A 12,129-nucleotide genomic window follows, 5' to 3' on the forward strand; every position below is an offset into this window, starting at 1 on the left:
GAGTGGCGGCCGGGAACCGCATCTCGAAGGCGACACCGCGGAAGACCAAGGCCAGGAGCATCAGGATCAGCGGCATGTAGAGCGCCGGCAGGATCGTGGCGTAGGCGAGGGGGAACACTGCAAACAGACCGCCGCCGCCGAGGATCAGCCAGGTCTCGTTGCCGTCCCAGACCGGGGCGACGGTGTTGACCATAAGATCCCGATCCGCCTTGCCGCGAACTGCGGGGAACAGGATGCCGACCCCGAGGTCGAAGCCGTCCATCACCACGTAGAGGAACACGGCCGTGGCGATGAGGAACGCCCAGATGAGGGTGAGATCGAGGGACATCGGGCCTACTCCGCGGGCTGGGCGAGGGGACGGCCGGCGCCGGGCGTGCCGGAGACCAGGGCGGGCGCGGGCGTGATGCCGGCGGTGCGGATCGGCTGCCCCGGGGGCGGCCCGGGCTCATGGACGTGCGGCGTCTGGTTGAACAGGTGCAGGAGGTACCAGATGCCGGCGCCGAAGACGGCGAGGTAGACCGCCGCGAAGGCCGCCAGGGAGGCCGCGACCGCCGGGGCCGCCACCGGGGAGACGCTGTCGACGGTGCGCAGCGCGCCGTAGACGGTGAAGGGTTGACGGCCCGCCTCCGTGACCGTCCAGCCGGCCGTGACGGCGATCAATCCGGACGGCCCCATGGCGACGGCGAAGCGGTGAAGCCACGGCGTGTCGTACAGCCGCCCCTGACGGCGCAGCCAGAGCGCGGCTAGACCCAGGGCGATCATCAGAAGGCCGAGCGCAACCATGATCCGGAACGACCAGAACACCAAGGGTAGGTTGGTCGGCCACTGATCGCGCGGGATGTCCCTGAGACCGCGAACCTCGCCGTCGAAATCGTGGGTCAGATAGAGGCTGGCGAGACCGGGGATGCCGATCCGATTCTGCACCACGCCCGCATTCGCGTCGGGCCAGCCGAACAGGATCGCGGGGGCGCGGCGCTCGGTCTCGAAATGTCCCTCCATGGCGGCGACCTTGGCGGGCTGGTGCGCGTAGGAATTGCCGCCGTGCAGGTCGCCGATCACCAGCTGGGCCGGAGCCACCACGGCGGCCATCCACATGGCCATGGAGAACATTAGCCGCGCCTGGCGATTGCTCCGGTCGCGCAGCAGATGCCACGCACCCACCGCCCCGACGATCATCGCGGTGGTGAGATAGGCGCCCGTGACCGTGTGGGCGAAGCGGTAGGGGAAGGACGGGTTGAAGATGATCGCCAGCCAGTCGGCCGGTTCGAAGCGCCCGTCCGGCCCGATGGCGTGGCCGGTGGGCGTCTGCATCCAGGAATTGGCCGATAGGATCCAGAATGCGGAGGTCAGCGTGCCGAAGGCGACGAGGCAGGTCGCCAGGAAGTGCAGCCCCTTGCCGACCCGCTCCAGGCCGAACAGCATGACGCCGAGGAAGCCCGCCTCCAGGAAGAAGGCCGTCAGAACCTCGTAGCCGAGCAGGGGGCCGAGCACCGGCGCCGTCCGGTCGGCGAAGACCGACCAGTTGGTGCCGAACTGGTAGCTCATGACCAGTCCGGAGACGACGCCCATCGCGAAGGCGACCGCGAAGACGCGGAGCCAGTACCGATAGGTATCCAGATAGACGGCCTCGCCGGTCCTGAGCCAGAACCCTTCGAGGACCGCGAGATAGCTCGCGAGTCCGATGGTGAAGGCCGGGAACAGGAAGTGCCAGACGACGGTGAGCGCGAATTGGGCTCGCGCGAGATCGACTGCGCTCGGCAGTTCGAGAGCGGACATCACGGTCTCCCAGGGGACGAACGGGCCGGATGTGCCGCAGCTTGAGCGCTGCCGCGTTGATTCAGCTCAAGGCCGGAGCGCGCGAATCCGACAAGCCGGTGCGGTGGCGATTGCGCTGGATCAAGGTTGCGGCCCCTCCCACCGACCATACGGCTCTGGTCGGGGCCGTGTGTCGGTCGCGCGGAGACCGCCATGTCCTATGCCAACATCCTCGTTTCCGTGGACTTCGCGGAATCGACGCCCGACCGCGTGCGGCTGGCGGCGGCCTTGGCGCGCCGCTTCGATGCGACGCTGGCCGGCGCGGCCGCCGCCGAGGTGCCGGCCCCCCTGTTTGCCCATGACATCCGCGACGCGCAGGCCCAGCACGAGCGCCTCAAGGCCGAAGTCCTCGTGGACCTTGAGCAGGCGCAGGCAATCTTCGCGCGCTGCGCAGGCGCGGCACCGCGGACCGCTTGGTGTGGCGGCCTCGACCGGCCGTCCGCTCATCTCGTGGACAAGGGCCGTGCCGCCGACCTGATCGTCGTCGGCCGGGCCGGCGAGAGCGAGATCGACCCCGGGCCGTTCGGCGTGGCGATCGCGCCGGTTCTGATGGAGGCCGGACGGCCGGTCCTCGTCGTTCCCCCGCGCGTCAGAGGGGAGCCGGGCCGGCGCATCGTCGTGGCCTGGAAGGATTCGCCGGAGGCGCGACGGGCGGTAGCCGGGGCCCTGCCGTTCCTGCGCTCGGCGGATCGGGTCTTCGTCGCCACGGCGGGCGAAGGCGCCCGCCTGGAAGGCGCGGACGAGGTGGCCGCTCATCTCGCGCTCCACGGCGCGTCCGTCGCCACGCATCTGTTGTCTCCGACGGTCAGCGATGGCGACGAGATCCTGCGTTTTGCGCACGACCATCAGGCTGACCTGATCGTCATGGGCGCGTACGGCCACTCACGCCTGCGGGAATGGATCTTCGGCGGCGCGACACGCCACATCCTTCACGCGACCAAAGTCTGCTGCCTGATGGCGCATTGAAGGACCTGCGGCGATGCTTCGTCGGCGGGGATCGGTCATCCGCACGTCGCCAGACGAAGCCGGATCATCCGCGCGACCCGAGCGGATGACCGTGCGGGCCGCGTCCTTGCTCCGCAGGCGCGGCCTGCCGGGACGCCACGCGGCACCGAACGGGAGAGGTCCGCCCCGGTTCTAGCGGGAAAAGTGGTTGGTCGACATCCGGTCCGTGACGAGTTCGGACGGCACCCAGTCGAATTGCGGCACCGGCTCATGCCGGATCAAAGCCAGGGCATCATCGATCGCACAACGGCCTTGTAAGCTCGCATCCTGGTGGATCGTTACGGCAAGCCGTTTGTCCTGCATGGCCTGCATCCCGGCGGCGGTCGCATCCACGCCGCCGATCAGGATTCGGCCCGCCGGAATTCCGGCCGCTTCCGCGGCTTCGGCAGCACCGATCGCCATCTCGTCGGTGACGGCTGCGATCGCATCGATGGCCGGCTTCCGGGCGAGCCAATCGGCCACCGCGGCTCGGGCCGCCGAACGGTCGCAGTCCACCGCCGCCTCCGCGACCAGCCGGAGGCCCGGGGATTCGGCCAGGACCTCCTTCACGCCCTCGGCGCGAAGCGTCGACCCGGGGTGCGACGTGCAGCCCGCGAGAATCCCCACGCGGCCCCTCCCGTCGAGCATCTGCCCAAGCTTGCGCATCTGCAACCGCCCGGCGACGAGGTCATCCGGCTGGACGAAAGCGACTCGTCCGGCGAACCAAGCCGAACGGGGTGCGCCGTTGACGGCGACCAGCGGAACATCCGCCTCTTGCGCCAGACGGATGATCGCGGCCCAAGCCGACGAGTCGACAGGGCTCACCACGAGCGCGTCGACCTTCTCGGCGATGACGCGCCGGGCCTGCGCGATCTGCTGCGCGCCCGCGCCTTCCGGCGCATAGTCGAAATGCACCGTTATCCCGCGCGCCACCGCGTGCTCCTTCAGGCTGTCGTGCAGAAGGCGGGTGAGGGCCGCCGGCGGAGTCATCAGAACGGCGATCGTGGTGGCAGACGCCGGTTTCGCGCAGACGATGACGGCGAGAGCCCCGGCCCAGGCGGCTCGTCGCAGGCGCGAGCGCATCTGCGCCCGATCTGTCCGGCCCATCACGCTCGCTCCGTTCCTGTCGTTCCGTGCCCCGCATCAGGCCGCGCGGAGATTGTCGAGAAAGCCTGCGATCTCGCCGCCGAGACGTTCGGCGTCCCGCGACAAGCTGCGGGCCGCGGCCAACATGCCGGCCGCGACCGTGTCGGCCTCCGCGGCCGGATCGGTTGTTCCTGTGATGTCGAAGCTGGGTTCCACGGCGTCGGCGGTACAGGGGATGACGATCTGGACGGCCTCCCGCGCTGCAGCGCCCTGCTGCTCGACGGCGACGGCGATCGAAGCCGCCGCCCGGCTCATGTCGGCGACCCGTGCGGTGATGCCTGCGATCGCCGACGTCGCCTCGACAGTCGATCCCTGCAATTCGGCCACGTGCCGGCCGATGACTTCGGTGGCCTCTTTGGTCTGTCCCGCCAGGGTCTTCACTTCGGCGGCCACAACCGCGAATCCGCGCCCTGCCTCACCGGCCCGCGCGGCTTCGATCGCGGCATTGAGGGCGAGGAGATGGGTCTGGGCGGCAATCTTGGTGATCATGCGGACCACATCGCCGATCCGGTCCGCGGCGCCGCTGAGGGCTTGAACACGCGAGAGGGTCTGTTCCGCCTCCACCGCCGCGCCACCTGCCAGAGACGCCGTGATCTCGGCTTGGCGATTGACCTCGTGGGCCGCAGAGTCGAACGCCCCGGCAGCGGCGGCAATCCGCCGGACGTCGGACTGAGCCTGTTGGGCTGCGGCGGCCATCGTCGCCGCGTGACTCGTCGTCAACGTGACCATCTCGCAGAGTCTCTCGGCCGTGGCGCGCAGCTCCGCCGAGTCGGATGACACGGTCTCGACAACCCCGCCGATCTCGGCTTCGAACCGCTCCGTCATGTTGCGAAACGCGTCACGGCGTTGCTGTTCACGGTGCGCCTGCACCCGGGCCGCCTCCTCTTCGCGGCGTTCGGCGTGCCGAATCCTGTTCTCACAGGCCCTGAGAGCCCCCGCCATCGCGCCGAGTTCGACCTCCTGCATCAGGGTGGAAATCGGAACCGTCGACCCGTTCTCCGCCCATCGCTGCAGGGTGGCGGTGATCGCCGACACCGGTCGAACGACATGGCGCAGGACGATCCACGCCAGCCCGAGGCTGATCGGGGCGGAGGCCGACACGGCCATGGCGAGCGCCCACCACGCCATCAGGCCGGCTGTATCGACGGTCTTGGCTTCTTCGGCGATCCTGCCCTGACGGTTCATGAGCGACGCGTCGACCGCCTGCAGAAGCGCTGCCGCATCGGCCTCCAGCACCGTCGAGAGGACCTGGTCGGCCAGTTCGCGTTCCCCGGCCCGGTCGAGGGCGGCCGCCTCGGCCCCGACAGCGAGGACGTGCTGCCAAGCTACGCGCAGAGTTTGCGCCAGCTTTTGGTCATCAGGCGCCGTAACGGTCGAAAGATACGCGCTCCAGGCGGCCGAGAGCGATCGATGCGCCGCGTCGATCTTGACGAAGCTTTCACGACGGGCCTCCTCAGTCGGCGCAGCGTGCGCCAGAACCGTAAGCGTCCGAAGCTCCTGACCCCGTTGCTTGATGGTGCCGAGCAGGGTCGTGGCCTTGATCTCACCGGCCAGGGTGCGACTCGCTGCTTCGACGAAGCCGATCCGGACTGCCGAGACCAATCCGATACCAATCGGAACACTGAACATCGTCGCGGCAAATGCGATAACGATCGATCGAACGCTTAATTCACGCCGCAGCCCAAGAAATGACAGACGCACATGCATCCAATGATTTCCGATAAGATCATTGGACTATCTTCTATGTAATAATCTATCCAAAATCAACGCCCGTATATAGACAGTTGTTATACTTGATGAAGATTATAGTAAAACATACTTGCCTCGTAAAATATAGGCAGAACAAGAAAATATAATGATATTGGCATCTATTAATCTTCAGATGACCGTCTCATTTGCGGGCGGACGATCTCCGCAGACTGAGTGTCGCGCGTCACAAATCTGATCTGCCTGTGGGCGGCACACGCCGCGCGTCGCGCTGCGGCACGCCGCCGATCCCATCCGCACATCGCTTGCACGCCGGATCGGCCGCGCCGCCTGCCGAGCGCCGCAGATGCGACGCTCAGTCTACCCCGCCAACGCCGGGCGAGGCTGCGTCTGCACCGAGGTCAGAGCGGCTTGGTCTGCTGGGCGCGCATCCACAACAGGCCGGCCAAGCCCATCCACGGGCACACGAAGACGATGAAGGCGACCAATCCCATGGACCATCTCCCGGCGAACCGTGTGTGACGTCAAGAAACGCTCGCCGATTTCGCCGGATCCGCCTCATTGTCCGCAGCCCGAGCTTGGCGCGCCATCGCGATCAATTCCGATGCCGTAAAGCCGCGGTGCGGGGGCGGTTCAGGGAGGTTACCCGGGGTCGGCAAGCGCGGCGCCGGCGGAAGGGGCGATGCCCGCCCCGGCCACAACCGCTTCAGCCGACCTGCCTTGCGCAAGGTTCGCTCCACCACGCATCCGTCTCCCGCTCATGAACTGCGGTGACGGGTAGGCGAGGGCCTGCCGCCGGGTAAGCCGGCTCGGGACAAGTGTGCAGCCGAGGCCCGGCGCGTGGCGTATGGCCCACCCTCTGGGCGGCCGCCGGCATTGCCCTATGGCACGCTCTTCAGACGCGAGACGCACAGGGGCTCAGACCCGATCAGCCCGCACCGCCGGTTGCCGTGCGGACAGCCGGTGCAGTTGAGCTGTCTCGTCATCCGCGACATTGCCGTCGACGCTCGAAGTCCGGCTGGTCGGACCCGCGCGCGAGCCCGAAGGTCTCGTTCTGCAAAATCGTTTGACCAAATTGCTTCAAATACAGCTCATTGCGGCGCACGATATTGAATGAGCCAGTAATTTCGTCCGGCTACGGATGGGCGATCCGGCATACGCGAGTGCCGACGCGCGTGCGGATAGCGGCGGAAGTGTTTGACCCGCGCGACGTCCGGCCCTTTCACCTTCAGCCGAAGGCGCGCGAAGCTTCCCGGACCTGACGCGTCGCCCGGTCTGCGCGTGCGCTGGCCTGCGCGATCGTGTTCATGCCCGCCGAGATCGCGGACACATCCTGCGCTGCGGTCTGCATGCTGCCGGACATCGCCCGCATGACCACGGATTGTTCTTCCACCGCAGCCGCGAGGGTGGATGATACCGTGTTCAACGTATGGATCGTTCCCTGGATCGCATCGATGGCGTCGACGGCTTCACGGGTCGCCGACTGGGTGGAGGCGATCTGGAGCCGGATCTGGTCCGTCGCCCGTCCCGTCTGGGCGGCGAGGGTCTTCACCTCCGTGGCCACCACCGCGAAGCCGCGTCCCGCCGCGCCGGCCCGCGCCGCCTCAATGGTCGCGTTCAAAGCCAACAGGTTGGTCTGGGCAGCGATCCCGGAGATGAGGCCGAGGACATCGCCGATCTGGGTGGCGTTTTCGCTGAGCCCCGTCACGATCTGACCGGTGCGCTGCGCCTGTTCCACGGCTTGTCCCGCGACATCCGCCGCGTGGTTCACCTGCCGATTCATGTCGTCCACCGACGCGGACAGCTTTTCCGCGCCGATGGCGACGGACTGGATATCGCTCGACACGCGGCCGACGCGCGTGACCGCCTCGTCGGCTTGGCGCGTGACGTCCGCCACGGCGCCGCCAATGGCGTCGAGCTCATCGCCGATCGCGCGCTGCGCGGCCGCGCGCTGCTGACGTTCATGGACTTGCGCAGTGATGTCGGTGGCGAATTTGACGACGCGGATCGGTTTGCCGTCCACGTCGGTGATGGGGTTGTACGTCGCCTGGATCCAGATTTCGCGACCGCCCTTTCCGGTACGTTTGAAGGCCCCGGATTGAAATTCGCCGCGCGCCAGCGCCGCCCAGAACAGGCGGTAAGCCTCGCTGGTGCGCTCGGCCTCGCTCACGAACAGGCTGTGATGGCGTCCGACGATCTCGTCCAGTTCGTAACCCACCGCGGTCAGAAAATTGGGATTGGCGGTGACGATGGTGCCGTCGAGGGAGAAGGCGATGACGGCCTGCGAGCGATGCAGCGCGGTGATCTGTCCTTCGAGATCGAGGGTTCGCAGCTTCTGCGCCGTGATGTCGGTGGCGAATTTGACGATCTTCACCGGCTTGCCGCCCGCGTCGAGCACCGGATTGTAGGTTGCCTGGATCCAGACCTCGCGGCCACCCTTGGCGAGGCGCTTGTACTCGGCGCTCTCGAACGTACCGTGCCGCAGGCTCTCCCAGAAACGGCGATAGTCCTCACTCTCTCGCACGGCCGGTTCGACGAATAGGCTGTGGTGACGGCCCTGGATTTCCGCGAGCGTGTAGCCCATGGCCGCGAGAAAGTTCTCGTTGGCGTCCAGAATTGTGCCGTCGAGCGCGAACTCAATCGTGGCAAGGGATCGGCTCAAAGCTGCAAGTTTTGCGGCTTGGTCGTTCCGAGTCCTGAGTCCCTCGAACATTGATCCTCCACATATCACGACCGCGGTGCGGCAGAAGCGCGCAACAGCACGGTCGAAGCTGGCTTTTATCTAGTCCAGGCGTCGTTTGTCGTCCCAAACGACCTTGGGTTCTCACCGACGCCCCAGCCAATCGACATCTTTCATAGGTGCGGACCGTTTCAGTGCCGTTAAGGACCCGCCGCCCTACATCAGAATCACACGCGATGACCGGCGAGAACGGACTGTTCAGTAAACCCCGAGTCATCGCCCAGAGATTGTGCCCTTACGTTTCAGGACTTGATCTTGGACAATCCTGCGTTGTGCGCAGCGTGAGCTTTTCCGGCGGACTGACGCGCCGTCCCTCTGCTCCGGCGTGGAGCAACCGGTATCCGCCCTGCAGGCGGCGGTCCCGCTGTCGCCGGGGAGCACCGACGGACGGGCGCCGTTTCCAGGCCCGTCGCGCATCGAGGGACGTCAGGCGGTCCGGCCGATCGTCGCCTCGATGCGACCGGCAGGCTCGTCCGTCGGTAGAAAGACGGTTCCAGCATTGTCGAGGCCGAAGGAAGTGAGGTCGATCGGCAGGTAATGCTTGTTGGGCATCACGAAGCCGATCTCGGCGAGTTCCGGAACCGCGTCGAGCGCGGCCTCACCCATCCGGTACATGCTGTCCTGAATGCCGCGGCTGTAGGTCGTGCCGAACACCGTGAGCAGCGTCTGGAGGATGCGGGCATTGGCCTCGCTGCAATCGGGAGGGGGCGACGCCCAGGTCCAGGTCGCATCCATGCTGGTGGCGGCGATGCGATCCGTCGTATCCGGCAGCGTCCGGTATCGGTCCGCAACGAAATCCGACCAGCCCGATTGGGTCGTCTTCATGAAGGTGTAGCCCCGCAGGCCGGAGCGCAGCGTCGAACCAGCTCGGCTGGCGGTGAGCGCCACGAAGCCGGTGCCGTTCCCGTCCCGCGTGAAGGTATGCCCGTGCGGCGCGCCCGCAATCGCGTGACGCAGCCAGCGGATCTCCTCTGCCTCGATGGCGACGGCCTCGATCTGCGGATAGGTCTCGAGCAGGACCTGCGCGACCGCGGCGACGAAGGCTTCCGCGTCGAGAGTCAGGTTCTGCGCCGCCGTGACGTTGACGATGTTCCTGATGCTGTCGGTGGCGATGGCGGCGCGGTTATCCCCCGTGGTCCAGGCGGCCTCGAAGCGGCCGGTCAGCATGACCGACAGCGTCAGCTCCCGCGGCGTATGGTGCTCGCCGTCGCGGGCGAGACGCAGCACACGAACCCGCTCCTTGCCGTAGCGCGATGCCGTCAGGGCCATGGGGATCTCCGAGCGGGCCGCAGCCGGCCATCTCACGCGATTCTGATTCATCCTAGGCCGAGGCGGGCGGGGGCGCCAAGGTTCCCCGGCACCGCCGCGGCTTGACCGGTGCCTCATATCGGCCGGCATAGTGAAGGGCCGGACCGAACCGGCACCGGACCGGCGAGGGGGCATGGACCTCAATACAATCGAGACCGTCCTGCGTCCGCGCAGCCGGATCGAGTTGCCCGCCTGGCAGGACGGCGATGCCTGCCTGGGCGGCGGCACGTGGCTGTTCTCCGAGCCGCAGGTCGGGATGCGGCGCCTGATCGACCTCGCGACCCTCGACTGGCCGCCGCACACGATCGACGCAGGCGGCCTCACTTTGGCTGCGACCTGCACCATCGCGCAGCTCGACCGGCTGGAATTGCCGCCGGGCTGGAACGCGGCGCCCCTGGTCGGCCAGTGCTGTCGGGCGCTGCTCGGCTCCTTCAAGATCTGGAACGTGGCCACGGTCGGCGGCAATGTCTGCCTCGCCCTCCCGGCCGGCCCGATGATCGCCCTCGCGACCGCCCTGGACGCGACCTGCACGATCTGGTCCGCGGACGGGACCGAGCGCCACGTCCCGGTGATCGACTTCGTCCTCGGTCCGCAGCGCAATGCCCTGAGACCGGGCGAAGTCCTCCGCAGCCTCTCGATGCCGGCCGCTGCCCTTGCGCGCCGCACGGCGTTCCGCCGCGTCAGCCTCAGCCCGAACGGCCGTTCCGGCGCGCTGCTCATCGGGACGCGCGCCGCGGACGGCGCCTTCGCGCTGACCGTCACGGCCTCGGTGACGCGTCCGCTCCGTCTGACCTTCGACGGGCTGCCGGGTCCGGATGCGCTGACGCGTGCCCTCGACGCTGCGATTCCGGATGCCCTCTATCATGACGATGTCCACGGCCGGCCCGACTGGCGCCGCCACATGACCCGGCACTTCGCCGAGGAGATCCGCGCGTCGCTCGACGCGGCGCCGTCGCCGGGAGCCGCGTCATGAAGGTTATGATCAACGGCGCGATGTACGAGGGTTCGCCGCGGGCCGGACAGTGCCTGCGGACCTATCTTCGTGAGGCGGGCTGGTTCGGCGTCAAGAAGGGATGCGACGCTGGCGATTGCGGCGCCTGCACGATTCATCTCGACGGCGAGCCGGTCCACAGCTGCCTCGTCCCGGCATTCCGCGCCGAGGGCCGGAGCGTGACGACGATCGAAGGCCTGGCGGGTCCCTGCCATCCCGACGATCCCGAGCCCGCCGAGTTCCATCCGACGCAGCAGGCCTTCCTGGACGCCCAGGGCTTCCAGTGCGGGTTCTGCACGCCGGGCATGATCATGACGGCGGCGAGGCTCGACCAGGGGCAGAAGCAGGATCTCGGCATCGCCCTCAAGGGCAATCTCTGCCGCTGTACCGGCTACCGCGCCGTCCGCGAGGCCATCGCGGGCAGCGCAAGGTCCGTGGAGCGCGGCAGCTGTGGAGATCCGGTCGGGCGGAACTGCCCGGCGCCGGCCGCGCCGCTGGTGGTGTCCGGTCGCGCCCGTTTCACCCTGGACGCCCCGCTCGGCGACACGCTCCATCTCAAGGTCCTGCGCTCGCCCCATGCCCATGCCCGGGTCGTGGCGATCGACGCCGCGGCGGCGCGCGCCGTCCCGGGGGTCGTGGCCGTGCTGACCCATGCGGACGCACCGACGCGCCGGTTCTCCACCGGCCGCCACGAGGATCCGCGGGACGATGCGTCCGACACGCGGGTGCTCGACCCGATCCTGCGCTTCGTGGGCCAGCGCGTCGCCGCCGTGGTGGCGGAGTCTGAAGCGGCCGCCGAGGCCGGCTGCCGGGCCCTGCAGGTCACCTACGAGGTCCGCCCGGCGCTCCTCGATCCGGACCGCGCCCTGGACCCCGACGCGCCCCGAGTCCACGATCCCCGCGACGACCCGGGCGAGGATGCGCCGCCCCTCGGACGCCACCCCAACCTCGCCGGCGAGGTCCACGGCGCGATCGGCGACGTGGAGGCCGGCTTGGCCGAAGCCGACTTCGTCTATGCCGGGACGTTCCGGTCGCAGCGCGTCCAGCACGCCGCCATGGAGACCCATGGCTGCATCGGATGGCGCGCCGAGGACGGCCGCCTGACGCTGCGCACGAGCACCCAGGTGCCGTTCCTGACCCGGGACGCGCTGGCGGACCTGTTCGGCCTGGAGAAGGACGCGGTGCGCGTGGTCTGCGCCCGGGTCGGGGGCGGCTTCGGCGGCAAGCAGGAGATGCTCACCGAGGATCTCGTCGCCCTGGCGGTCCTGCACACCGGCCGGCTGGTCCGCTGGGAGCTGACCCGCCGGGAACAGTTCGTCGGAACCACGACGCGTCATCCGATGCGGGTGGATGTGAAGGTCGGCGCCCGGCGCGACGGCACGCTGACGGCGCTCAGCCTGGACGTCCTGTCCGACACCGGCGCCTACGGCAACCACGC

Annotated in this window: 9 protein-coding genes; 3 read left to right on the forward strand and 6 right to left on the reverse strand. The window is 68.1% G+C overall.

The genetic code is table 11. The features are described from left to right. Both I53_RS26255 and I53_RS26260 read right to left on the reverse strand, forming a co-directional pair. A partial coding sequence (locus tag I53_RS26255) for a cytochrome d ubiquinol oxidase subunit II (protein WP_043356418.1) occupies nt 1-328 on the reverse strand: 328 nt, incomplete at its 3' end. A 5-nt stretch (nt 329-333) separates the two neighbouring features. Continuing rightward, entirely contained in the window at nt 334-1,776 is a 1,443-nt protein-coding gene (locus I53_RS26260; RefSeq protein WP_043356420.1) for a cytochrome ubiquinol oxidase subunit I, read from the reverse strand. Nucleotides 1,777-1,968: 192 nt separating this feature from the next. Between I53_RS26260 and I53_RS26265 the strand changes: the two genes are divergently transcribed. Continuing rightward, nucleotides 1,969-2,781: a universal stress protein gene (locus I53_RS26265; RefSeq protein WP_043356422.1), complete on the forward strand. Its 813-nt coding sequence runs from the start codon at nt 1,969-1,971 to the stop codon at nt 2,779-2,781. A 171-nt stretch (nt 2,782-2,952) separates the two neighbouring features. On the opposite strand, the gene I53_RS26270 is transcribed toward I53_RS26265, so the two are convergent. The 4 genes from I53_RS26270 to pucL form a co-directional block, all read right to left on the reverse strand. Continuing rightward, nucleotides 2,953-3,882, reverse strand: a complete 930-nt coding sequence (locus I53_RS26270) for a substrate-binding domain-containing protein (protein ID WP_251982464.1) — start codon at nt 3,880-3,882, stop codon at nt 2,953-2,955. Nucleotides 3,883-3,942: 60 nt separating this feature from the next. After that, a complete protein-coding gene (locus tag I53_RS26275; RefSeq protein WP_251982465.1) occupies nt 3,943-5,652 on the reverse strand; it encodes a methyl-accepting chemotaxis protein in 1,710 nt (569 codons plus the stop codon). A gap of 1,228 nt (nt 5,653-6,880) precedes the next feature. Continuing rightward, nucleotides 6,881-8,365, reverse strand: coding sequence for a PAS domain S-box protein (locus I53_RS26280; RefSeq protein WP_043356429.1), 1,485 nt, complete (start codon nt 8,363-8,365; stop codon nt 6,881-6,883). Nucleotides 8,366-8,818: 453 nt separating this feature from the next. Beyond that, nucleotides 8,819-9,661: a factor-independent urate hydroxylase gene (gene pucL, locus I53_RS26285; protein WP_043356431.1), complete on the reverse strand. Its 843-nt coding sequence runs from the start codon at nt 9,659-9,661 to the stop codon at nt 8,819-8,821. Between the two features lie 172 nt (nt 9,662-9,833). On the opposite strand from pucL, the gene I53_RS26290 reads away from it, so the two are divergent. Further along, a complete protein-coding gene (locus I53_RS26290) occupies nt 9,834-10,673 on the forward strand; it encodes an FAD binding domain-containing protein (protein WP_043356433.1) in 840 nt (279 codons plus the stop codon). Then, a partial coding sequence (locus I53_RS26295) for a molybdopterin cofactor-binding domain-containing protein (RefSeq protein ID WP_043356436.1) occupies nt 10,670-12,129 on the forward strand: 1,460 nt, incomplete at its 3' end. The genes I53_RS26290 and I53_RS26295, both read left to right, overlap by 4 nt.

It is taken from the genome of Methylobacterium sp. B1 (assembly GCF_000333255.1).
In the GTDB taxonomy this organism is placed as follows: domain Bacteria; phylum Pseudomonadota; class Alphaproteobacteria; order Rhizobiales; family Beijerinckiaceae; genus Methylobacterium; species Methylobacterium fujisawaense.